Source organism: Corynebacterium sp. HMSC06C06 (assembly GCF_001807295.1).
GTDB lineage: Bacteria > Actinomycetota > Actinomycetes > Mycobacteriales > Mycobacteriaceae > Corynebacterium > Corynebacterium striatum.
Genome location: NZ_KV788449.1, coordinates 21,217 through 43,229, shown reverse-complemented (window position 1 = coordinate 43,229; position 22,013 = coordinate 21,217). Strand labels below are relative to the sequence as shown.

The window sequence follows — 22,013 nt, the reverse complement described above, 5'->3', positions numbered from 1 at the left end:
GCACCGTGGACTAACCCCCACAAACGAAACCCCGCCCCGAAAGGCGGGTCATTCGGCATGCCGCTTTCTAAAAAGACAGTCGCATCTGGTGCCAGACAACGCCGCCGTGAGTCGAGGCGCTCGTGCCTTCGTCGACGAAACCGTTGAATTCGGCCATGGCAGCAGTCTAAAACGCGCGCAGCGCCCCGCCGGAGTTCGGCGAGACGCTGCGGGGCGGGCGGGATTATTCCCACTCGATGGTTCCCGGTGGCTTGGAGGTGCAATCCAAGACCACGCGGTTGACGTCCTTGACCTCGTTGGTGATACGGGTGGAGATCTTCTCCAACACATCGTACGGCAGGCGGGTCCAGTCTGCGGTCATGGCATCCTCAGAAGATACCGGGCGCAGCACGATTGGGTGGCCGTAGGTGCGGCCGTCGCCTTGAACGCCGACGGAGCGGACGTCGGCAAGCAGTACCACTGGGCACTGCCAGATCTCGCCGTCCAGGCCAGCGGCAGTCAGCTCGGTACGCGCGATGAGGTCTGCCGCGCGCAAGGTCTCCAAACGTTCTTCAGTAACCTCGCCGATAATGCGGATGCCCAGGCCCGGGCCCGGGAACGGCTGGCGCGCCACGATTTCCTCGGGCAAGCCCAGCTCACGGCCCACGGCGCGCACCTCGTCCTTGAACAGCAGACGCAGCGGCTCGACAAGCTCAAACTCGACGTCGTCAGGCAAGCCGCCCACGTTGTGGTGGGACTTGATGTTCGCCGTACCGTCACCGCCGCCGGACTCCACGACGTCCGGGTACAGCGTGCCCTGGACGAGGAAGTCAACGGAGGAACCTGCGGGGGCGTCGTTAAGCACTCCTGCAACAGCACGCTCGAAGGAACGGATGAACTCCGCACCGATTGCCTTACGCTTGGCCTCCGGCTCGGTAACGCCGGCGAGCTTGGCAAGGAACGCCTCGCGTTCGTCTGCGGTGACGAGCTTTGCGCCTGTCGACGCCACGAAGTCCTTCTCCACCTGCTCACGCTCGCCCGCGCGCAGCAGGCCGTGGTCCACGAAGACACAGGTCAGACGGTCGCCGATGGCACGCTGCACGAGCGCGGCAGCCACAGCAGAATCCACACCGCCGGACAGACCGCAAATAGCGCGACCTTCAGGACCAACCTGCTTCTGGATATCAGCGATGAGCTGCTCCGCAATGTTGTCTGCGGTCCAGTTCTGCTCGAGGCCTGCAACCTCGGTGAGGAAGCGGGTGAGCACTTCCTGGCCGTGCGGAGAGTGCAGAACCTCAGGGTGGTACTGCACGCCCGCCATGCGCTTGGCGACGCACTCGAAAGCCGCCACCGGCGCACCCGCCGAGGAGGCAGTGACCTCGAAGCCTTCCGGAGCCTTGGAGACAGAGTCGCCGTGGGACATCCACACCTTGTGTGTAGCCTCGAGGCCCTGATGCAGGACGCCGCCGGAAACGTTGACGTCGGTGCGGCCGTATTCACGGGAGCCAGTCGACGCCACGGTACCGCCGAGCGCCTGGGTCATAGCCTGGAAGCCGTAGCAGATGCCAAAGACCGGGATGCCCAGTTCAAGCAGCTCGGGTTTCAGAGAAGGAGCGCCATCCTCATAGACAGAAGACGGACCGCCGGAAAGAATCAGAGCGACCGGATTCTTGGCCTTGATTTCTTCCACGGTGGCAGAGTTAGGAACAACCTCGGAGTAGATGTTGGCCTCACGGACGCGACGTGCGATGAGCTGCGCGTACTGAGCGCCAAAGTCCACAACGAGGACTGGACGCGGAGTAGTGGTTGGGTTAGTCACGCGCTACAGTCTAGCCCATTGAACCGTCTTTAAATACGGGGTACCCCAGTTCGTTGTGGGAAGCGGTGGCCGCTACACTTCGGGCTCTGGCGCGCGGACGAGCGCGTGCTGCGTTGCCGTGGCTAAAGCGGCGCGGAATGCTGCCAGACCGGGGTGGGATTCGCGGCCGGAGCGGACTGCTGTGTATAGCGTGCGGGTGCTATTTCCAGGTAGGTCCAGCACGCGGACGCTGCCGAGATTTGGCAGGAACAGCCGCGGCACGATCGCCACTGCGTGGCCGGTGTGCACGAGGTGGCCTTGCAGGAACGGGTCTGGGGTCTCAAAGACCACGTTGGGGCTAAAGCCGTGGCGCAGGCACATCTGGTGGGTAAACCGCCCCATCGACAGGTGCGCCGGGTCGATAGCAAATGGCACGCCCTCTAATTCGGAAAAAGTCAGCTCTGACCAAGGACCTTCCTGCGGCGTGATGAGGTGCAGCGGGTCCTCGGCGAGCAGCTCGCGGTGGACGTATTCGTCGGTGGCGGGGATGTCGGCGTCGTACTCCTCACCGAGAATGAGGTCCACCTCGCGGGTGCGCAGCAGTTCCGACGCCGTCTCCACATCGCGTTGCTTGATCTCCACCTGCAGGTCCGGGTGCGTGCGCGCGAGCACCGTGAGCGCTGCGGGAATGATAGACGACATCACAGTCTGGAAACTCGTCACTCGGATAGTTCCGCGCACGAGTGAGGTCGACGCGAGGACACGGGACTCCGCTTCGTCGGAAAGTGCAAGCATTCACCCTGCGTATTCGGCCAAAATCTCACCTTGCTCGGTAAGCCGGATACGCCGCCCGACCTTCTCGTAGAGCTTTACCCCGACGTCACGTTCGCACTGCGCGAGTTGCTGCGAGATAGCGGAGTGGGTGTACTGCAAAGCTTCCGCCACTGCGGTTACGGTTCCGAGGCGTTGCAGCTCAAAAAGCACGCGGAGGCGATGCAAATCCAACATTGCAGTTTTCCTTACAGGTACATGTCAAAAAGTGTAGATAGACTAACAGTTTGCCTCTGCCGCACAATATGGGCATGACAAATCCTCTCGCTATCTTGTGCGTCATCGGATCCTGCATCTCCCTGCAGCTCGGTGCGGCGCTCGCAGTGCAGCTTTTCGACGACGGCGGCACCTGGGGCACCGCTGCCCTGCGCCTGCTGATGGCGGCGGCCGTCCTGCTACTCATCAGCCGGCCAAAGGTGCGCACCTGGGGCCGCGAGCAGTGGCTCACCGCAGCTGCGCTCGGTCTCTCGCTGGGCATGATGAACGGCTTCTTCTACGCGGCCATCGCGCGCATCCCTATCGGCCCAGCGGTGACCATCGAGTTCATCGGCCCACTGCTACTGGCGGCGTTTTTATCGCGTTCGCTTCGCGACGCCGTCTGCGTCGCCCTCGCCGTCTTCGGCCTCGGCCTGCTGGGCTGGGATTCGCTGACCGGCGAGCCGCTTGACCCCATCGGCGTCGGGCTCGTGCTGGTCGCCGGTGCTTGTTGGGTTGCCTATATCTTGGCCTCGAAGAAAGCAGGAAGCCTGTTTTCCGGCCAGGACGGCCTAGCGGTCGCGCTAGCAATCGGCGGCATCGCCCTGCTGCCGATGGGCGGCCAAGGCGCCGTGGTGCTCGTCTCTGATTCCCATCTGCTGCTGCTTGCTTTCGGCACGGGTCTGCTCGCCTCGCTCATCCCCTACTCCCTGGAAATCACAGCTTTGCGAAACCTCAACCCCAACGTCTTTTCCATCCTCGTGGCACTCGAGCCGGTGTTTGCCGCTTTCTTCGGCTGGCTGCTGCTGTCGCAGAACCTCAGTCCGTTGAAGCTGCTGGCCATCGCGCTGGTTATCATGGCCTCGGTACTACAGACGATGGTGCCTGACCGCGGCACAAAACCGAAACTGCGACGGGTGCCATGGAAGGCACACCGCCGCAGTCGGGCAAAGGTCGGTTAGCGTACTGCCAGACCAACCTTCTGGAATGACTTCAAGTCCGTGTAGCCGCACTTGGCCATCGCACGCTGGAGTCCACCGACCAGGTTCAGCTGGCCGTGCGGCTCATTAGACGGGCCGTGCAAGATGACCTCGAGCGAAACCTGCTCCGGCTCCGACAACGGCGCGTATCCTGCCGCGATGAGGTCCATGTCCGCAGCCTCGATAACGCCGCGCGGGAAGCGTGGGTGCCCTGCGGTCGAAGGCCAGTAGTAGCCCTTTCCGCCTGCCTCTGCAGCGCGGGCCAAAACCGGACCCAAGACCACAGAATCAGCACCGCACGCGATCGCCTTGGCGATGTCTGCGGAGGTGAAGATGTCGCCGTCGGCAAGCACGTGCACGTAGCGGCCGCCGGTCTCGTCGAGGTAGTCGCGGCGAGCGGCAGCGACGTCGGCAATGGTGGTTGCCATCGGCACATCAATGCCCACAGTCTCCGCGTTGGTGTTAACGCCAGAGCCCACGATGATGCCGGCAGCGCCAGCACGCATCAGGTGCAACGCAGTGGTGTAATCCGCCACGCCACCAGCGATAACCGGCGTATCGATGGAACCAATGAACTCCTTCAAGTTCAGCGGCTCACCGCCCTGCTGCACGTGCTCCGCAGAAATCAACGTGCCCTGAATAAACAGAATCTCCGCGCCGGCCTTAATGACCACCGGCGCCAGCTCGCGGGCACGCTGCGGCGACACACGCACCGCCACGGTCACGCCGGAGTCACGCACCTGTGCGATGCGCTCTGCCAACAGCTCCTCATTCAGCGGCGCTGCATGCAGCTCCTGCAGCGTGGAAAGGTCAAAAGGATTCTCGGTGACCTTCGCCAAGGCTGCCTCTAGGTCCGCGTGACGGCCCCACAGACCCTCCGCGTTGATGACGCCCAAGCCACCCTGCTTGCCCATCTCGATGACGAACTCCGGCGTGGCCAAAGCGTCAGTGGGGTGCGATACCAACGGGATGTCGAAGGTATAAGCGTCGATGTTCCAGGTGGTGTCGACGTCCTTCGACGAGCGGGTACGGCGGGTAGGGACCAAGGAGATCTGATCAAGATCGTAGGTACGGCGTGCCTCACGGCCGATACCGATTTCAACGTAATCGCGCATGTGCTCTTTCCTCGAAAGATTCGTTTAGCGGTAGTTCGGAGCTTCGATGATCTGCTGCAGGTGGTGCGGGTGAGATTCCTTCAGGCCCGCCGCGGTGATCTGGACGAAGCGCTTGGTCTTCAGCTCCTCGAGGGTGGCTGAACCGGTGTAGCCCATGGAAGCGCGCAGGCCGCCGATGAGCTGGTGCACGATGGCATCGATGTCACCGCGGAAAGGAACGCGACCCTCGACGCCCTCCGGAACCAGCTTGTCCTCGCTCTTAACGTCGGCCTGGAAGTAGCGGTCCTTGGAGTAGGAGCGCTTCTCGCCGGTCAGGCCGCGGCCCTGCATAGCGCCCATGGAGCCCATGCCGCGGTAGCGCTTGTACTGCTTGCCCTGGACCACGACGATATCGCCAGGTGCCTCGGTGGTGCCTGCGAACATGGAGCCCAGCATGACGGTGTCGGCACCAGCGGCCAACGCCTTGGCGACGTCGCCAGAGTACTGCATGCCGCCATCGCCAATGACCGGCACGCCAGCCGGACCAGCCACTGCCGCAGCTTCCATGATGGCGGTGATCTGCGGAGCGCCAACGCCTGCGACGACGCGGGTGGTGCAGATGGAGCCTGGGCCAATGCCGACCTTGATAGCGTCCGCGCCGGCCTCAATCATGGCCTTCGCCGCCTCGCGGGTAGCGAGGTTGCCGCCCACGACATCGACCTTGGAGCCGAAGTCCTTCTGTACACGGGAAACCATCTCCAGCACGCGGTTGTTGTGCGCGTGAGCGGAGTCGACGACGAGAACGTCAACGCCGGCGTCGACAAGCGCGCCTGCACGAGCATAGGATTCCTCACCCGTACCGATACCCGCTGCCACCAGCAGTCGTCCGGAGGAATCCTTGGAAGAGTTCGGGAACTGCTCGGTCTTTACGAAGTCCTTGACGGTGATGAGACCGACGAGCTTGTTGTCATCGTCGACGATAGGCAGCTTCTCCACCTTGTTGGAAGACAGCAGCGCGAGCGCCTCTTCCTTGGCCACGCCTTCCTTTGCCACGACCAGCGGCATCGGGGTCATAATCTCGGAAACCTTGCGGCCGAAGTCCGGCTCGAAGCGCATGTCGCGGTTGGTGCAAATACCCACCAGGGTGCCGTTAGCGTCTACAACCGGCAGGCCAGAAATACGGAAACGAGCGCACAGCTCGTCTACTTCCTGGATGGTCATGTCCGGGGTTGCGGTAACTGGGTCAGTAACCATGCCGGACTCGGAGCGCTTAACGATCTCAACCTGGGTGGCCTGGTCCTCAGTGGACAGGTTGCGGTGCAGGACGCCAATACCGCCCTGACGGGCCATGGCGATAGCCATACGGGCCTCGGTAACGGTATCCATAGCAGCGGAAGCCAGTGGCACACCAAGACGGATGTTGCGGGTGAACTGCGCCGACGTGTCCACCTCGGACGGAACGATGTTGGATTCTGCCGGCAAAAGCAAAACGTCGTCGAAGGTCAAGCCGTAGAGGGCTACCTTGTTTGGGTCGTCGCCACCAGTACGAACGTGGTAATCGCTCATGAGTTAAGGACACTCCTTAAAGGCCAAGAGGGGTTTCGCGGTAACCACAACCTTAGTGCTTTAAGCGCGCGAAATGGTAGCCGGGCGTCCGAGTACCTGCGCCTAATGAATTCTGGCGAATAAATTGCCTAAAGGGGGTGCGACTTAATAGGCTCGCAAAGGTGAACTTCTTCGCCAATATGCCACGCGACCCATTCGCTGACGATCCCAACGACCCGGCTTCCTTCCTGGAGGAGGACGAGCAGGTCATGCCGCTTTCCGAGGACGAGCGTCTGGCTATCATCCACGACCTCACCTTGGTCCAAGAATTTGCCCGGGTGCTGGGCCCGCGGGGAATCGATGGCATCTTCTTCCTCTGCGAAGACTGCGAGGAGAACCACTTCTACGAGTGGGACATCATGGCTGCAAACATGCGCGCCACCCTCGCCGGCGAGCTCGCCCCGGTCCACGAGCCGGGCGCTGAGCCCGACCCCACCCGCTACGTCCCATGGGACTACGCCCTGGGTTACATGGACGGCCTCGACGGCCGCTAATGCGCTTGGCTACGCCACCAAAAAATCCCTAGCTCCTTTTCGGAAGCTAGGGATTTTCCTTACCGCTGGGTTTGCACCGGCGCTAGGTTATTGCCGTTGCCTTTATCTGTACCTTCGCCGTTATCTTCACTCGGTTCCGTCTGGCCCTCGGTGGGCTGCAGGGGGTTCTGCGGCGCGGAGCTCGTCACAACGACTGTCGAGGTCAAGGTCTGATATTCGGTCACCGTTACCGGGGCTGGCGCTGGGTTGGTTGCCGGAGCATCCTTCTCAACGGTCTCAGTCGAGGTCACGGTAGTACGCGGAGCGGGGGCAGGAGCTGGTTTGTCGTCTGCGCTTTCCTTGGAGGAGCGAGCGTTATCCATAATGCGGCGTGCTGCTTCCAGCAGTTCGCGGGTACCGTTCAAATCTCCCTCAGCGGAGCGACGTTCCATTTCCTCGAGGGTAGTTGCAAGCTCGACCACGGAGGCGTCGTCAGTGCCGAACAGCGACTGATTGACTCCGTATAGGGGCGAAGCCGGGCCTGCGTTATACACGGCCGTACCAGCACCAGCAATGACCAACGTGGCCGCCGCAGCACCAATAAGACCATTGACGAGAGGACGCGAACGACGACGCTTGCGGGCCGCAGCCAACGAGATTACCTCCGGCTCCAGCTCGGCGCCCTCGATGATAGGGGCGGGCGGCATCTGCCGCTCGACGTCCTCACGCAGCTCGAGGAAGAGAGCAGCCAGCTCATCTTCACCAGCGGAAGGGTCCTGTCCTTGAGAAAGGCTGGTCAGGAATGCGTCATCATCGACCAAGGGCTGTAGCTGCTCAGCAACGCTGTGAGTAGGCTCTTCCTTCTTTGCCATGATGCCCCCTTCCTTGAATGAGATATATGTAATAGAGAAACGCTTGTACTATGCGGCGGGACCGCCGATAGCCTTACGCAATTGCGACAATGCCCGATGTTGTGCGACGCGAACAGCGCCGGGAGTAGAACCCACGATCTCTGCGGTTTCTTCTGCCGACAGGCCCACGAACACACGCAAAATAATAATGTTTCGAGCTTTGTCACTTAATGTATCGAGCAACTCACGCACTCTGTTACTACCGTCTGCTACCAGCGCTGTTTCCTCTGGATTTGCCTCTTTGGTAGCGCCTTCCGGCACCTCTTCGGTGGGGTTAGACTGATCGCGCCCCATTGCCCGGTGTGCATCCGTGACTTTGTTGAATGCGATGCCGTAGACATAAGCCATAAACGGCCGTCCTTTGTCCTCGTACGAGCCGATGGACGTGGCTACGGCGAGGCAAATTTCTTGGGTAACGTCCTCGGGCGTGGGTTGGCGGCCACCTCCGATGCGAGCACGGCAGTAACGCAGCACCTGGGGGTGAATGATCCGCATGATGCTTTGGAGTGCGCGACGATTTCCGTCAATTGCAAGCGGAACGAGGTCCGCTAGCTCTTTATCGGTATCGCTCACTGTTCATCCTTGGTGGTAGTTTCCGCGTTCTGACACACGGCCAATGGCTGCAATTTTGGCATAAGCACGCTAATTTGCCCGAACCGCGAGGGTAAAGCTCCCCACTAACCTAAACCAAATTAGCCCTTTTGGGTGGATGTTTTCGCTTCATTCCCCGGCGCGCCAAAAGTTCATAAACCGTTAATCTTGCTGGTTCACACAGGTCAAAGGGGTAAAATCTCGGATCGTTTTCGCAAGTCCATATGCTGGAAAGGAACCGGTAACCAACCGTTTACCACTACGGTCAAGACTTCTTAATCGTCTTATCCATGCAAGTGCGCACCGTATTCAAGCGCTTTGGATGCCACCCCACAAAGGAGTTTTGAACGTGTCTCAACCTCATTCGCTTCCCGGCCCCAATGCGGATTTTTGGGATTGGCAGCTTCAGGGCGCATGCCGCGGAGAGAATTCGGACGTGTTTTATCACCCAGACGGGGAACGCGGAAGGGCTCGCGCCCAGCGTGAAAACCGCGCGAAAGCCATCTGCAACTCGTGCCCAGTTCTCGAGCTGTGCCGCGAGCACGCCCTTCGTTCCGCTGAGCCTTATGGCGTGTGGGGCGGCATGAGCGAGTCTGAGCGCGTTGTCGCGCTGCGCACTCGCCAATCGCGCGCCACCGTCACCGCCTAAGCCACGCATTCAGCCAAGTATCTGCTGGTTAAGGACTCTTATTGCGCAACGAATTCGCGCGGCGAGCTTGAGACGCTGACGCTCTCCGCCGGAAAGCGTATTAAGCGGCGGCCCTCGCACACCTCGCAGGGCACGTCGACGCAGCCCATGAAGCCGAACTCCACGTAGATCACGCCGGTGCCATTGCAGTTCGGGCACGCACCCTCCGAGTTGGCGGAAAACAGCGCGGGCTTCACCGTATTATCCGGGGTGGAATTGGCTTTGGCGAAGGCCTTGCGGATGGCATCCAGCGCTCCCGTATACGTCGCCGGGTTAGAGCGGCGCGAGCCCTTGATGGGGGTTTGGTCCATGAAGAGCATGCGCTTTGCGACGTCCTCCGGCAGACACGCCAGCAGCGAAGACTTGCCCGAGCCTGCAACGCCGGTGATGGCACTGAGCACGCTGATCGGGATGTCGACGTCGACCCCTTCATGTGTTTCTGCAGGCTGTCTTTGTCCTTGGAGAGGACGGAGGACTGCAAGCGCACAATGAGGCCTTGGTAGCTCATATTGATGCCGTTGATTTTGGTCTTGACATCGCTCAAGTAGTACAGGGCATGCTTCTGTTCGTCGGTGAAATCACGCACCGGCTTATCCGCAGGATGAAGGCCAGATTCTGCATATGCTTTCCATAGCCAGGAATCGATCTTCATGCCTGGGTAAAGGATGGCGCCGTCGTTGATGCTCAGAGACTCGTCCACGACCTGAGTGAGGTCTATCTGCGACGCGCGGCCGATTCCTTCGCAGGTGGGGCAGATGCCGCCAGTGCGCTCAAAGCGGCGGACTTCCTTCACACCGTTAACTTCGATGGCACCCTGGCCAGCTGCGGAGGGAACGTTGAATGAGTAAGCCGCTGGGACTCTGCGGCGATGGTTCCGAATACGAGAGAGGACTTGCCGGAACCAGAAACGCCGGTGAAGACGGTGAGTTTCTGCTTAGTGATGTCGACGCTTATCTCTTTGAGATTATTATCGCGCGCCGACAACGCGGATGAATTCTTGGTTGTGCACCTAGCCCATCCTAAGACGAAACCCCGGGCCTCCACGTGAGAGACCCGGGGTGATTCGCGGCTAAAAATTAGTGGTGATGGCCGTGGGAAGCAGCGGGAGCTTCTTCCTCAGCTGGCTTTTCCACGACAGATGCCTCGGTGGTCAGAACCATGCGGGCAACAGAGGTGGCGTTAACCACTGCGGAGTGGGTGACCTTAACTGGGTCGATGATGCCCTGCTCCAGCAGGTTGCCGTACTCCAGGGTAGCGGCGTTGAAGCCGTGGCCGTTCTCGAGTGCGGAAACGTGGTCAACGATGACGGAACCGTCCAGGCCAGCGTTCTGCGCAATCCAGTAAGCCGGGCGGGTCAGCGCGCGGGATACGGAGAGCACACCGGTCTTGGCCTCGCCCTCGAACTCCTCGGCAAACTTTTCCAGTTCCTTGGAGATCTGCACGAGTGCGGAACCGCCGCCTGCGATGACGCCCTCATCGACGGCCGCGCGGGCAGCGTTGATGGCATCCTCGACGCGCAGCTTGCGCTCGTTGACCTCGGTCTCGGTAGCAGCGCCGACGCGGATGACGGCCACGCCGCCGGACAGCTTAGCCAGGCGCTCCTCGAGCTTCTCACGGTCCCAGGTGGAATCGGTGCGCTCAATTTCGCGGCGCAGCTGCTCGCGACGCTCCTGCACTGCCTCAGCGGAGCCAGCACCGTCGACGATGACGGTGTCTTCCTTGGACACGGTCACGCGGCGCGCAGAGCCCAGCACCTCGAGGCCAACCTCGTTCAAGTTGATGCCTACCTCCGGGTCCACAACGGTGGCGCCGGTGACAACAGCCAGGTCATCCATGAAGCCCTTGCGGCGCTCGCCGAAGTACGGGGCCTTCACTGCGGCAACCTTGAGCACCTTGCGGATGGAGTTAACAACGAGCGCCTGCAGCGGCTCGCCTTCAACGTCCTCAGCGATGATGAGGGTCGGGCGGGAGGACTCAGCAATCTTCTCCAGCAGCGGCAGGAAGTCCGGCAAAGAGGAGATCTTGTTGCGCACGAGAAGGATGGCGGCGTCGTCAAGCACTGCATTGTAGGTCTCTTCTTCCGTAGCGAAGTACGGGGAAAGGTAGCCCTTGTCGAAGGAGATGCCCTCAGTAACGTCCACGGAGGACTCGATGGACTGGGACTCCTCGACGGTTACAACGCCGTCCTTGCCCACCTTGTCCATGGCGCCGGCGACCATCTCGCCGACCTCTGGGTCACGGGAGGAAACGGTTGCCACCTGCGCGATTTCCGACGCCGAGTTCACCGGCGTTGCACGCTTCATCAGCTCTTCGACGGTTTTTTCCGCCGCCGCGGCGATACCGCGGTTCAGCTCAATTGGGTTGGCACCAGCGGCAACGTTGCGCAGGCCCTCGAAGATGAGTGCCTGAGCGAGCAAGGTTGCGGTGGTGGTGCCGTCACCGGCGATGTCGTTGGTCTTGACGGCCACGGACTTCACCAGCTGCGCGCCGAGGTTCTCGAAAGGATCCTCTACGTCGATATCGCGGGCGATGGTGACGCCGTCATTGGTGACGGTCGGGCCACCAAAGGCCTTGGAGAGCACGACGTTGCGGCCGCGTGGGCCGAGAGTGACCTTGACGGCGTCGGCAAGCGTGTCGACGCCGCGCTGGATGCCCTCGCGCGCTTCCTGGTCGAATGCAATGAGTTTTGCCATAGGGTTTTCGCCTACTTCTCGGTTACTTTTCGATGACAGCGAGCAGGTCGCGTGCGGACAGCAGGAGGTACTCCTGGCCGTCGTACTTCAGCTCAGTGCCGCCGTACTTAGAGAAGATAACGGTGTCGCCTTCCTTAACGTCAAGGGCGATGCGCTCGTCTCCGTCCTCATTCCAACGGCCCGGGCCTACGGCTACGACGGTAGCCTCCTGCGGCTTTTCCTTTGCAGAGTCTGGGATAACAAGACCAGAAGCGGTGGTGGTCTCAGCCTCGACGATCTGAACGAGGACCTTGTCCTCCAGCGGCTTGATGTTTGCCATGATGATTCCTCCGTATGAAATCTTTGCCTGCCCCACGGTTCGTGGCGGAGCGGGAAGTTAGTTGTATGTGCCGGTTGTGGATGTCCAGCACAGCCGTCGTCGCGGGTGAACAACTGTGGGTCAAACAACCTTCCTAGCACTCTACCCTCGCGACTGCTAGCCCTCAACAAACACCGGACGCGCGCCGTTCGCCCTTAGCGAATATACGAAAAGCCCCGCCTAAGCGGGGCAGATTCGGAATGCGGAGTGCGGAACTTAGACCGACTTGTCGGAATTAATTACCGCTGCGCGCCACAGGTTGTACTCCTCCGGGAAATCCTCACGGTAGTTGCGCACCGCGCGGATGCCGTTCTCGACGGCGTCGATGACGGCATCAAAGTTGTCGGACTCGCCATCCGCCTCGACGAAGATGACCGGGCCGGAAATCGCACGGATTGGGTCCTGCAGGAATGCAGAGTTGCCGGTGTCGGCTGCATTGCGAGCCAGGGAGGCAACCGGGTTCGGTTCCGCGCCCTCCGCCTTGGCCTGTGGGTTAAAGAGTGCTGCGTAGGTGGAACCGTCGTCCTGGAAGACTACGGAAACGCGATCCTCGGTAGCACCACCGAGGAACTGGTTGGCATGCTCAAGCTCGAACTCGATCTTGCGGCGGGTCAGATCAGGGTTGACAAGAAAACCGGTGGTCATGGCGGATGAGAGCTCCTTTTAAAGCCAAGTGGGCAGTATCGGATCTGCAGATTACCGCCGGTTTCACCACCCCGCATCCGGAGGAAGGCAAACTTTAGGTGAACGTTAGCGCGCAGCCGCTTCGACCAACGGAACTTCCACCTCAAGCTGAGTATCCGTACCGCACGCCAAGCCGGAAGGCTCGGCGCCCTCGTGAATCAGCTGCGCCGCCACAGCCGCAATCATCACGCCGTTGTCCGTGCACAGCTTGAAACGCGGCACCCGCAACTCAATGCCCGCCGACTCGCAGCGCTTGGCCGCAAGCGCACGCAACCGCGAGTTCGCAGCCACACCGCCGCCCAGCAGCAACACCTTCGCGCCGGTGTCCTGGCACGCCCGGATGGCCTTGGCCGTCAGCACGTCCACCACGGCCTCTTGGAAGGAGGCGCACACGTCCTCGATGGAGACCACGCGGCCTTCCTTCTCCGCCTTTTCCACGTAACGCGCCACGGCCGTCTTCAGCCCTGAGAAGGAGAAGTCATGGCGGTGCTCGCCGCGCAAATCCTCCGCACGCGACAAACCGCGCGGGAAGTCGATAGTGGCCTCACCCTGCGCCGCCAGCTTGTCAATCACCGGGCCACCCGGGTAGCCCAGTCCCAGCAGACGGGAGACTTTGTCGTAGGCCTCGCCGGCGGCGTCGTCAAGCGTGGAGCCCAGCTCCTTCATCGGCTTGCCCACTGCCTGCACCTCGAGCAGCTGAGTATGCCCGCCGGAGACCAGCAAGGCCACCGCATGCGGCAACTCCTCCCCTTCCAAGTTCGCCACCGCCACGTGACCGCCCAAGTGGTTCACGCCGTAGAAAGGCACGCCCCACGCCGCAGCATAGGCCTTCGCCGCGGAAGCGCCCACGAGCAGCGCGCCCGCAAGCCCCGGCCCTACCGTCGCGGCGACGGCGTCCGGCTTAGAAATTCCCGCCTCGTCCAAGGCTGCGCGCATCACCTGCGGCATCGCCTCGAGGTGCGCACGCGAAGCAATCTCGGGCACCACGCCACCGAAACGTGCGTGCTGTTCCATCGAGGAAGCCACGGCATCGGCGAGGATTTCCATATGCCCATCTGCGGAAAGCTCGATGATGCCCACCCCGGTCTCGTCGCAGGAAGACTCGATTCCTAGGATTTTCACTTCGCGGTCCTTTCACTTGAGCGCGGCCGAAACATGGTGTGCGCGTCTGCGCCAGAAGGTTGATAGTAATTGCGGCGGATGCCGGTTTTGATGAAACCGTAGGCTTCGTACAGACCAATTGCTGGGTCGTTTCCCACGCGAACTTCAAGGAAGACCGGCGCGTTCTTCAGATCTGCGATGTAGACGATGTTGTCCATCATCATTCGCCCTACCCCGCGGCGTTGCGCGGCAGGGTCGACGCCGATGGTGTGAATCTCGAATTCCGGGTCCGCCGCGGGCCCCATCATTCCGATTCCGGCATAGCCCACGAGCGTGTGGGTCTCCTCGTCCTCTACGCCGAGATAAAACGTGTGCGGCTGGGCAACTTCCTGCACGAACGCCGCCGCTGGCCACGGGCTTTCGCCCGGAAAGAGCACGATTTCTAGCTCTGCGCAGCGGGGCGCGTCTACTGCGGTGAGTTCGCGGAGTTTCACAGGTTGAGCCCGGTGACGTCGGGAAGCGCGGCGGAGCGTGGCTTCGGCTTCGGCGGAACCGCGTCAGGCCGGCGCAGGTAGAGCGGGGTCAGCGGCTCCGGAGCGGCATCCAGGTTGGCTACAGCCACCAGGCCCGCCGGGCGTGGGTTCGCCGCGGTGTGCGGCAGGTTCTGCAGCTCTTCGGGAAGCTTTGCCACGAGGTTATCCGGGATGATTACGGCGTCCACGGCGACCTGAATCTCCGCAGGCTTGACGACGTCCGGCCCCTCCACGCGCTGCCCATCCTCATAGGTTGCCCAATAGATTTCCTTGCGGCGGGCATCGGTGGCCACGAGGGTGCGGCCCTGTGCTGCTGCCGACGCCGCGATGGCATCATGTGTGCAGACTCCGTGGACCGGAATGGAAAGGGCGTCGCCAAGCGCAGATGCGGTGGCCATGCCCACGCGCAAGCCGGTGAACGGCCCCGGACCGCAACCGACCACGATGGCGTCAAGGTCCGTGTAAGTCAGCGACGTGGTCTGCAGCAGCTCCTCAACCGTGGGGATGAGCTGCTCGTTGTGCGCGCGGGTGTCGGTCAGGATGCGCTCAGTGACTGCACCGGTTTCGGTATCCACCACGCCGGTCACGAGATCAGTGGTGGCGGTATCAATGGCGAGGACGCGCATTAGGCGGCCAGCTTCCAGGTCTCGCCTTCCTTGACGAACGGGAGAATGCTCTGAGTCGAAGCAGGCTGCAGCGGCTGGCCCGTTGGGCACAGGTTAATCTTCTCGCGGTTGAGCTTTTCTGCATAGAACTTGTTTGGGCCGCCAATAGCTACGAAGTAATTGGTGTTCTTGTCCACGTCTTCGGTGATGCCCAAATCTTCTGCATTGATGCCGTAGATTTCCTTGATTTCGGACTTCGTGGTGTCAGCGCAGATAGTGGTCATGCCCTGCCACTTGTGGCCCAGGACCTCGCTTGGAACAACGGCGCTGACGCTGAGGTTGGTTTTGTCGAGAGACGAAATTGCACTTTCCAGGGTGCGCTCCACTGGCGGCTGCTCACGCATGTTGGACAGTGCAATCATGGCGCCCAAGGCGATGATGAACAGGCCGATGAGGAAAGTGGTGATGAATTGACCGAATTTGGTCATAATGAAAGCGCTCCTTGCACGTCACGGGTAGTTGACCCCGCTAATCCTACAAGAAGCGCCTGGAAGGTTAGCCATCCGGTAGCCGCCGCACCGTGCGTCTTTGCTCCTAGACCAGCAGCAGCGCGAGCACCTGGCAGACCAGAATCTTGCCGATCATCGATGTGGGATAGACCGTGGCGTATCCCCTTTCCGCGAGTTGGGTGCCGGTTTGCGGGTTAAGGTAGGCCATGATGGCCGGGTTTGTGGTCATGCCGGCGACGACGCCCATGGCCTCGTCAAATTTCAGCTTGAACAGGAGCATGCTGCCCGCAGCCAGGCCGAGTGCCGAAATGAGAGTCAGCGCTAGGCCGACGCCGATGTAGATGAGGGAGGAAGGATCGGAAAGCGCGGCGCGGAAGCTACCGCCAGCCGAGGTACCGACACCGGCCAGGAAGAGCGTGAGTCCCAATGTGGACAGAGTCTGCTTCGCGTGGAAAGGCAGTTGCCAGTTGATAGGGCCGGAACGTCCGACGGCGCCGAGGATAAGGCCCATAACAATGGGGCCACCGCCGAAGCCAAGGCTCAAAGTGGTGCCGCCCGGCAGCGGGATTGGAATAGCGCCGAGGGCGAGGCCGAGGAAGAGACCGAGGGCAAACGGCAGGAGGTCTACGTTGCCGAGCTTGGACTCAGAGTCGCCGAGGTAGCGGCGGACGTCGTCAAGGCGGCCTGGCGCGGTGATGACGCGGACGCGGTCGGAATAGTTAAGCACCATCTCGGGCGCAGGGACCACGTCGGAGTCGCCTTTGCGCACGCGGGCGATGATGAAACCCTTGTCCTCGGTGTTGAGCTCATCAATAGTGCGGCCGGCGACCTCGGGATTGGAGACGGTGACGCGGCGGTAGACCAGACCATCTTCCTCGTGCAGGTTCACGTAGATCTCTTCGCCGAGTACGGCGATGGCCTTGTCGATTGCCTCCTCAGTGCCGTTGACGATAATCTCCATGCCTTTGCGCAGCGGCAGCTCCGGGTAGGCCAAGTTGTGGTCGTGCGGGTTGTTGATGTGGCGGGTTGCGATGATGCGTTCACCAGTGATGGCGGAAAGATCGTCGATTGTTCCCGCAAAGTCGCGGCCCAAACGCACGCCCTTCCATTCGAGGGGCGCGGCGATCATGCCTTCGGCTTTGGCGTCGTCGATGTGGTTAACCTTCAGCAGTTTCGCCCCGATGGCAGCAACGATGATGGTGCCGATGACGCAGCCCGGGTAAGTCAGCGAGTAGCCGACCACAGGCGTGGAATCGCCGCCCAAAGCTTCGACGGCCGCGGCCATACCCGGCGTCGAGGAGATAGATCCTGCGAGGGTACCGACCGCGATAGCCGGATTTAGGTCGAATGCATGCAAGAAGCCAATCGTGACGCCTGCCAAGATCAGCAACATTATGACGATGAGCAGAGATAACTTCCAACCGCGGGACAGGAAGTCGCGGAAGAAAGACTGGCCAAAGTTCAGGCCGATGACGTACACGAAGAGCGCCAGGCCGAACTGATACACAAAGGGCGGAATTGCGATGTCCGGATTCGCCGTGGAAAGACCCAGAGCCACGAACATCGCGGCAGCGGCGCCCAAGGAGACGCCCCAGGCGCTTACCTTGCCGACAGCCAAACCTACCGCCATGATGAGAAAAAGTGTCAGGAGAGGTTGTTCAGCAAGGAAGGTCAGCATTTAGTTCACCCAATTCCAAGTGATGACTCGAGTGTCATCATCACGTTCGCGGTTGATGTTGATGAAGAGATAAGCCTCCGACAGCTGGTCCATGAATCCGCCGCCCCATTCGGCAACGACTACAGCGTCTTCGAGCTCGGTATCTAAGTCTAGGGCGTCGAGCTCACCAAGAGGATCTTCCGAATGATCCAATAGCCGGTAAGCATCAACATGCACCAAGGACGGTCCGCCCACCAAGGAGCGATGTTCACGGGCGATCACAAAGGTGGGTGAGGTTACCCTGCCTTTGACCTGCATCCCCTCGGCAATTCCCTGCGTAAGGGTGGTTTTTCCCGCGCCCAGAGGACCGTCAAGAATCACCAAATCTCCAGCTTCCAACACTGCACCGAGCTCTTTTCCGAACTCGCGGGCTGCGTCAGCGGTGGCAATTTCGCGGGTTCCCGAGTGGGAAAAATCACCGATCATTTCCGAATTTCCCCTTCATATTTCCGAACGGAACGTCCGGTCGGACGGCAGATCACTTCGTAGTTGATGGTTCCGGCGGCGTCGGCAAGCGCAGTTGCGCTCATGCCGCCCACCCCGAAAATAATGGCTTCATCGCCCTGTTGCACGCCATACTCGTTATCGCCAAGGTCCACCACAATCTGATCCATGCACACGCGACCCGCCTGCGGGTAGAGCTTGCCGCCGATACCCACGCGCAACTTGCCCTGGAAATCGCGCGGCAGTCCATCCGCGTAACCACACGGAACCGTGGCCAAGAACCCACGCTTTTCTGCATGCCAGGTTTGGCCATAGCTGGTCGCCTCCCCAGCCTCGATGGGTTTTACATTCACAATCGACGCCGCCCATGTCATCGCAGGCTTCAACCCATGGTCGCGCCCGGGAATAGGCTCAAGCCCGTAACACGCAAGGCCTGGGCGCACGAGCTCGAAGTAAGCAGAGGGACGGTCCAGCACAGCCGGGGAATTGGCCAAGTGGTTGATAGGACACTCAAGGCCAGCAGCGCGTGCGCGCTCAATTGCGCGGCGGAAAGTCGCTTCCTGCTCATCATTGAAAGGATTATCGGGCTCGTCGGCACAAGCAAAGTGGGACATGAGGCCCAAGACCTCGATTTGCGGGGCATCGCGAAGCAGCGCGAAGACCTCGTCCCAATCAGACTCGTCGACGCCGGAGCGATGCAGGCCCGTCTCCACCTTGATGTACACCTTCGCGGCGACTTCCGTCTCCACTAGGCAGCGCGCGTGGGTGAGCGAGGGCACGCCGATGTGGATGCGGCAAGCCAGTGCTTCCGCTACCTCGTCCGTAGAATCCCAAATCCAAGCCGCGATGGGCTGATCGATGCCGCTGCGGCGCAGCTCGACGGCTTCATCAAGGGTGGCGACGCCAAAAGCATCCGCGCCTGCCGCCGCCATGACGGGCGCTACTTCCTTGACGCCATGCCCATAAGCGTCAGCTTTCACCACGCACATGAGCTGCGCGGGCGCCACCTTCTCCTTCAACAAAGAGACATTGTGAGCGATGGCATCAAGGTCGATTCTGGTTCGAAGCATGGGTCTATTGTGCCACCGGGCCCAAGCGCAATCGCCTCCGACTCCTGAAAATGTGGACCCGTCAATAATTAAGGCCGGGATTCCACGTACAACGGTGGAATCCCGGCCTTAAAAAGTAGCGCTAGTCGTCTACTCGACGGTGACGGACTTAGCCAGGTTACGCGGTTGATCGACGTCGTAGCCCTTGGCGGTGGCCACGCCACAAGCAAAGATCTGCAGCGGGACCGTAGCCAGCAACGGCTGCATCAGCGTCGGAGACTGCGGAATGCGGATGACGTGGTTAGCGTATGCCTCCACTGCCTCGTCGCCCTCCTCAGCGATAACGATGGTGATGGCACCGCGGGCGCGGATCTCCTGAATGTTGGAGACGACCTTGGCGTGTAGGGAGTCACGCCCGCGCGGAGACGGCACGATGACGAAGACCGGCTGCCCCTCCTCGATCAGCGCAATTGGGCCGTGCTTGAGCTCGCCTGCGGCAAAGCCCTCAGCGTGCAGGTAAGCAATCTCCTTGAGCTTGAGCGCGCCCTCGAGCGCTACTGGGAAGCCAACGTGGCGGCCCAGGAAGAGGACGGAGTCAGAACCCTGCATCGAGAAGGCAAGGTCGTAGACCTGCTTCTCATTGTCGATGACCTTCTGCACTTTGTCCGGCATGTCACGCAGTTCCTGCAGAACAGCGTTGACCTCGTCGGCGAACATGTTGCCGCGCAGCTGTGCAAGGTAGAGACCGAGCAGGTAGGTGGCGGTGATCTGCGCTAGGAAGGCCTTGGTGGAAGCCACTGCGATTTCCGGACCAGCGTGGGTGTAGAGCGCAGCATCTGCTTCACGCGGGATGGAGGAACCCTGGGTGTTACAAATAGCAATGACCTTGGCACCTTGCTGGCGTGCGTGACGCACCGCCATCAAGGTATCCATGGTCTCACCGGACTGGGACAGAGCGACGACGAGCGTCTTCTCGTTCACAATCGGATCGCGGTAGCGGAACTCGTGTGCGAGCTCGACCTCGGTTGGGATACGGCACCAGTGCTCGATGGCGTAGCGTGCAACGTGGCCAGCGTAAGCCGCAGTACCGCAGGCGATGACGATGATCTTGTCGATGGACTTCAAAATTGATTCATCGATGCGGACTTCGTCCAAAGTCAGCTTGCCCTGCTCGTCGAAACGGCCCAAAAGAGTGTCACGCACGGCAGCTGGCTGGTCGTGGATTTCCTTCTCCATGAAGGAGTTGAAGCCGCCCTTTTCTGCAGCAGCAGCGTCCCACAGGATCTCGAATGGCTTGCCCTGTGCCGGGTTGCCTGCGTAATCGGTGATGACAACCTCGTCAGCGGTGATGGTGACAACCTGGTCGTTTTCCATCTCCACTGCGGACTTGGTGTAGTCAATGAAGCCGGAGACGTCAGAGCCCAAGAAGTTCTCGCCCTCGCCCAGACCGATAACCAACGGCGAGTCGCGGCGGGCAGCCACGATGCGGTCGGCCTGCTCGGCGTGAATAGCCAACAGAGTGAACGCGCCCTCGAGGCGCTGGCCGGTCAGCTGCATTGCCTTGGTAAGGTCCTGGCCAGCTTCGTTGTGGAAAATGTCTCCCAGAAGCGTTGCTGCAACCTCAGTATCCGTCTCAGAAACAAAGTTGTAGCCCTTAGCAGCCAGCTCAGTCTTCAGCTCAGCGAAGTTCTCAATGATGCCGTTGTGCACGACTGCCAGCTTGCCACCATCAACGACGTGCGGGTGAGCGTTCAGGTCCGTAGGGCCACCGTGGGTTGCCCAACGAGTATGACCAATGCCCAAGACAGAGTCCGCCAACGGACGAGCTGCGATTTCGGCGTCGAGCGCCGCAACCTTGCCTGCCTTCTTGCGCCAACCGATTTCACCATCGGCGTACATCGCGACACCAGCGGAGTCATAACCGCGGTATTCAAGGCGGCGAAGGCCCTCAAGCACGACGTCCATGGCGTAGTATTCACGGTCATCAGCGCAGTGACCTACATATCCAACAATTCCACACATAGGCTTAAATCCTACCCCATAAGAACCGCGCCGTTATCTTCTCAATCTGCATGTAATAAACCCCCTAAAAGCAGAAGAAAAGCCCCAGCTAGATCGTCCTTTAAGACAATTCGGACTGGGACTAACCTGCGCGTTTAGAAACATTCCGTTTTGTTTGCTTCTATTGGTTGAAGTTTGCCAATGACAAGATTCACACATTCTTTGCATGCTTTGCGCTTGACGACGCCCCCTTTTTCGCAACGCTACACAAGCCCCACGCGGCCTTTCGCGGCGCTTATCCCCCGCCCGAAGGCGTTCTTCCTCTATTCTGGAATGCGTGTCTGCGAATCTAAAGAAGCATCTAGGAACTCTGTCCAAGCGCGGCCCGCACCGCGTTCTCGTCGGCGACCTTTCTTACGCCGGTATTAACGGCAAGGTTTATACCCCGGCTGAGGGAAAAGGCCTGCCTGCTGTGGCATTCGCCCATGATTGGACCAAGAAGGTCAAGAACTACCACGCCACGCTGCGTCACTTGGCAAGCTGGGGAATCGTTGTAGTCGCTCCAGATACGGAAACCGGCCTAGTGCCAAATCACCGCAACTTGGCGGCAGATTTGGAGTCTTCGCTACAAATTGCTGCAGGCGTAAAGCTGGGAACCGGCAAGATTGCGGTTTCTCCGTCCAAGCTTGGCGTAGTAGGCCACGGCATGGGTGGCGGCGTCGCTGCCTTGACTGCAGTTGATAACCCAAAGATTCGCGCCGTTGCTGCGATTTATCCAGCGGATACTGCGCCTTCTTCCTACGCGGCAGCCCGCTCGATTACCGCCCCAGCACTGATCTTGGGCTCTGAGCGCGAGGATTTGTTCCGCGCGGGTAACCCGGCCGAGCTGGCAAACAACTGGGGCGGCAAGGTCGCCTACCGCGAGCTCGCCAAGGGAACACAGGCTGGTTTCACTGAGGATCGCTTGGTCAAGCTAGCCATCGGCTCGGGCGTGTTCCAGGCTGGAGCGACCGAAACGGCACGGGCATTAGTAACCGGTTTCCTGCTTTCCACTCTGGCCGGCGAGTCTAAGTACGACGACTTCGCTGAAGCTGACGCCACCGCCAAGGGCGTTACGAGCTACTTCGGCGAAGAGCTAGCCCAAAAGGCAGGCATCCACCGCGGCTAAAAGGAC

22 protein-coding genes and 1 pseudogene are annotated in these 22,013 nt (G+C 60.7%); 4 read left to right on the top strand and 19 right to left on the bottom strand.

The genetic code is table 11. From position 1 onward, the window contains the following. Positions 1-223 precede the first annotated feature (223 nt). Together guaA and HMPREF3153_RS00230 are read right to left on the bottom strand one after the other, a co-directional pair. Positions 224-1,798 (bottom strand): glutamine-hydrolyzing GMP synthase, encoded by a 1,575-nt coding sequence (guaA, locus tag HMPREF3153_RS00235; protein WP_046646758.1) that lies wholly within the window; start codon positions 1,796-1,798, stop codon positions 224-226. 72 nt (positions 1,799-1,870) lie between these two features. Continuing rightward, positions 1,871-2,785: pseudogene (locus HMPREF3153_RS00230) on the bottom strand (LysR family transcriptional regulator). A gap of 74 nt (positions 2,786-2,859) precedes the next feature. Between HMPREF3153_RS00230 and HMPREF3153_RS00225 the strand changes: the two are divergent. After that, positions 2,860-3,765, top strand: a complete 906-nt coding sequence (locus HMPREF3153_RS00225) for an EamA family transporter (RefSeq protein WP_246817128.1) — start codon at positions 2,860-2,862, stop codon at positions 3,763-3,765. Here the strand turns inward: HMPREF3153_RS00225 and HMPREF3153_RS00220 are convergent. Continuing rightward, complete coding sequence (locus tag HMPREF3153_RS00220; protein ID WP_070419707.1) at positions 3,762-4,898, bottom strand: GuaB3 family IMP dehydrogenase-related protein; 1,137 nt, start codon at positions 4,896-4,898, stop codon at positions 3,762-3,764. The two genes, HMPREF3153_RS00225 and HMPREF3153_RS00220, sit on opposite strands and share 4 nt — an antisense overlap. 24 nt (positions 4,899-4,922) lie before the next feature. Next, positions 4,923-6,443 carry an IMP dehydrogenase gene (gene guaB / locus HMPREF3153_RS00215; RefSeq protein WP_070419706.1) on the bottom strand — a complete coding sequence of 507 codons (1,521 nt, stop codon included), beginning with the start codon at positions 6,441-6,443 and terminating at the stop codon, positions 4,923-4,925. 161 nt (positions 6,444-6,604) lie between these two features. Here guaB and HMPREF3153_RS00210 point away from each other — a divergent pair, with 161 nt between their 5' ends. Next, on the top strand, positions 6,605-6,976 hold the full coding sequence (locus HMPREF3153_RS00210) for a DUF5319 domain-containing protein (RefSeq protein ID WP_046646764.1): 372 nt from the start codon (positions 6,605-6,607) through the stop codon (positions 6,974-6,976). Between the two features lie 59 nt (positions 6,977-7,035). Here HMPREF3153_RS00210 and HMPREF3153_RS00205 read toward each other — a convergent pair whose 3' ends face one another. Together HMPREF3153_RS00205 and HMPREF3153_RS00200 are read right to left on the bottom strand one after the other, a co-directional pair. After that, positions 7,036-7,827 (bottom strand): hypothetical protein, encoded by a 792-nt coding sequence (locus HMPREF3153_RS00205; RefSeq protein WP_070419705.1) that lies wholly within the window; start codon positions 7,825-7,827, stop codon positions 7,036-7,038. Between the two features lie 48 nt (positions 7,828-7,875). Beyond that, positions 7,876-8,439 carry a sigma-70 family RNA polymerase sigma factor gene (locus HMPREF3153_RS00200; RefSeq protein ID WP_005527881.1) on the bottom strand — a complete coding sequence of 188 codons (564 nt, stop codon included), beginning with the start codon at positions 8,437-8,439 and terminating at the stop codon, positions 7,876-7,878. Between the two features lie 367 nt (positions 8,440-8,806). Between HMPREF3153_RS00200 and HMPREF3153_RS12265 the strand changes: the two genes are divergently transcribed. Then, positions 8,807-9,106: a WhiB family transcriptional regulator gene (locus HMPREF3153_RS12265; protein WP_034656535.1), complete on the top strand. Its 300-nt coding sequence runs from the start codon at positions 8,807-8,809 to the stop codon at positions 9,104-9,106. A gap of 38 nt (positions 9,107-9,144) precedes the next feature. Here the strand turns inward: HMPREF3153_RS12265 and HMPREF3153_RS12915 are convergent, their stop codons facing one another. The 13 genes from HMPREF3153_RS12915 to glmS all read right to left on the bottom strand — a co-directional run bounded on the left by HMPREF3153_RS12915 (position 9,145) and on the right by glmS (position 20,860). Further along, complete coding sequence (locus HMPREF3153_RS12915; RefSeq protein ID WP_070419704.1) at positions 9,145-9,546, bottom strand: hypothetical protein; 402 nt, start codon at positions 9,544-9,546, stop codon at positions 9,145-9,147. Positions 9,547-9,934: 388 nt separating this feature from the next. Next, a complete protein-coding gene (locus HMPREF3153_RS12910) occupies positions 9,935-10,129 on the bottom strand; it encodes a hypothetical protein (protein WP_246817127.1) in 195 nt (64 codons plus the stop codon). A 92-nt stretch (positions 10,130-10,221) separates the two neighbouring features. Beyond that, complete coding sequence (gene groL, locus HMPREF3153_RS00180) at positions 10,222-11,838, bottom strand: chaperonin GroEL (RefSeq protein WP_005527873.1); 1,617 nt, start codon at positions 11,836-11,838, stop codon at positions 10,222-10,224. 22 nt (positions 11,839-11,860) lie between these two features. Next, positions 11,861-12,163: a co-chaperone GroES gene (gene groES, locus HMPREF3153_RS00175; RefSeq protein ID WP_180298343.1), complete on the bottom strand. Its 303-nt coding sequence runs from the start codon at positions 12,161-12,163 to the stop codon at positions 11,861-11,863. Between the two features lie 249 nt (positions 12,164-12,412). Next, positions 12,413-12,841 (bottom strand): hypothetical protein, encoded by a 429-nt coding sequence (locus tag HMPREF3153_RS00170; RefSeq protein ID WP_005527869.1) that lies wholly within the window; start codon positions 12,839-12,841, stop codon positions 12,413-12,415. 105 nt (positions 12,842-12,946) lie between these two features. Next, the gene (tsaD, locus tag HMPREF3153_RS00165) at positions 12,947-14,002 is read right to left on the bottom strand and encodes a tRNA (adenosine(37)-N6)-threonylcarbamoyltransferase complex transferase subunit TsaD (RefSeq protein ID WP_049192363.1); all 1,056 of its coding nucleotides are present in this window, start codon (positions 14,000-14,002) and stop codon (positions 12,947-12,949) included. Then, positions 13,999-14,475 carry a ribosomal protein S18-alanine N-acetyltransferase gene (gene rimI, locus HMPREF3153_RS00160; protein WP_049160842.1) on the bottom strand — a complete coding sequence of 159 codons (477 nt, stop codon included), beginning with the start codon at positions 14,473-14,475 and terminating at the stop codon, positions 13,999-14,001. Before rimI ends, tsaD begins: the two co-directional genes overlap by 4 nt. After that, entirely contained in the window at positions 14,472-15,140 is a 669-nt protein-coding gene (gene tsaB / locus HMPREF3153_RS00155; protein WP_049192365.1) for a tRNA (adenosine(37)-N6)-threonylcarbamoyltransferase complex dimerization subunit type 1 TsaB, read from the bottom strand. Before tsaB ends, rimI begins: the two co-directional genes overlap by 4 nt. Further along, positions 15,140-15,607: a hypothetical protein gene (locus HMPREF3153_RS00150; protein ID WP_005527863.1), complete on the bottom strand. Its 468-nt coding sequence runs from the start codon at positions 15,605-15,607 to the stop codon at positions 15,140-15,142. Before HMPREF3153_RS00150 ends, tsaB begins: the two co-directional genes overlap by 1 nt. Positions 15,608-15,713: 106 nt before the next feature. Continuing rightward, positions 15,714-17,306: an aspartate:alanine exchanger family transporter gene (locus tag HMPREF3153_RS00145; RefSeq protein ID WP_070419702.1), complete on the bottom strand. Its 1,593-nt coding sequence runs from the start codon at positions 17,304-17,306 to the stop codon at positions 15,714-15,716. Next, positions 17,307-17,771 carry a tRNA (adenosine(37)-N6)-threonylcarbamoyltransferase complex ATPase subunit type 1 TsaE gene (gene tsaE / locus HMPREF3153_RS00140; RefSeq protein WP_005527859.1) on the bottom strand — a complete coding sequence of 155 codons (465 nt, stop codon included), beginning with the start codon at positions 17,769-17,771 and terminating at the stop codon, positions 17,307-17,309. Beyond that, entirely contained in the window at positions 17,768-18,859 is a 1,092-nt protein-coding gene (alr, locus tag HMPREF3153_RS00135) for an alanine racemase (RefSeq protein WP_049160849.1), read from the bottom strand. The genes tsaE and alr overlap by 4 nt, the downstream gene beginning before the upstream one ends. Positions 18,860-18,988: 129 nt before the next feature. Then, entirely contained in the window at positions 18,989-20,860 is a 1,872-nt protein-coding gene (gene glmS / locus HMPREF3153_RS00130) for a glutamine--fructose-6-phosphate transaminase (isomerizing) (RefSeq protein ID WP_049160852.1), read from the bottom strand. Between the two features lie 316 nt (positions 20,861-21,176). Between glmS and HMPREF3153_RS00125 the strand changes: the two genes are divergently transcribed. After that, positions 21,177-22,007: a dienelactone hydrolase family protein gene (locus HMPREF3153_RS00125; RefSeq protein WP_049146962.1), complete on the top strand. Its 831-nt coding sequence runs from the start codon at positions 21,177-21,179 to the stop codon at positions 22,005-22,007. Positions 22,008-22,013 lie beyond the last annotated feature (6 nt).

Bases quoted from the DNA above. Each gene is read 5' to 3' on its own strand.
- HMPREF3153_RS00225 (WP_246817128.1), top strand. From the start codon at position 2,860: ATGACAAATCCTCTCGCTATCTTGTGCGTCATCGGATCCTGCATCTCC.
- HMPREF3153_RS00220 (WP_070419707.1), bottom strand. From the start codon at position 4,898: ATGCGCGATTACGTTGAAATCGGTATCGGCCGTGAGGCACGCCGTACC.
- guaB (WP_070419706.1), bottom strand. From the start codon at position 6,443: ATGAGCGATTACCACGTTCGTACTGGTGGCGACGACCCAAACAAGGTA.
- HMPREF3153_RS00205 (WP_070419705.1), bottom strand. From the start codon at position 7,827: ATGGCAAAGAAGGAAGAGCCTACTCACAGCGTTGCTGAGCAGCTACAG.
- groL (WP_005527873.1), bottom strand. From the start codon at position 11,838: ATGGCAAAACTCATTGCATTCGACCAGGAAGCGCGCGAGGGCATCCAG.
- HMPREF3153_RS00170 (WP_005527869.1), bottom strand. From the start codon at position 12,841: ATGACCACCGGTTTTCTTGTCAACCCTGATCTGACCCGCCGCAAGATC.
- tsaB (WP_049192365.1), bottom strand. From the start codon at position 15,140: ATGCGCGTCCTCGCCATTGATACCGCCACCACTGATCTCGTGACCGGC.
- HMPREF3153_RS00150 (WP_005527863.1), bottom strand. From the start codon at position 15,607: ATGACCAAATTCGGTCAATTCATCACCACTTTCCTCATCGGCCTGTTC.
- HMPREF3153_RS00145 (WP_070419702.1), bottom strand. From the start codon at position 17,306: ATGCTGACCTTCCTTGCTGAACAACCTCTCCTGACACTTTTTCTCATC.
- tsaE (WP_005527859.1), bottom strand. From the start codon at position 17,771: ATGATCGGTGATTTTTCCCACTCGGGAACCCGCGAAATTGCCACCGCT.
- alr (WP_049160849.1), bottom strand. From the start codon at position 18,859: ATGCTTCGAACCAGAATCGACCTTGATGCCATCGCTCACAATGTCTCT.
- glmS (WP_049160852.1), bottom strand. From the start codon at position 20,860: ATGTGTGGAATTGTTGGATATGTAGGTCACTGCGCTGATGACCGTGAA.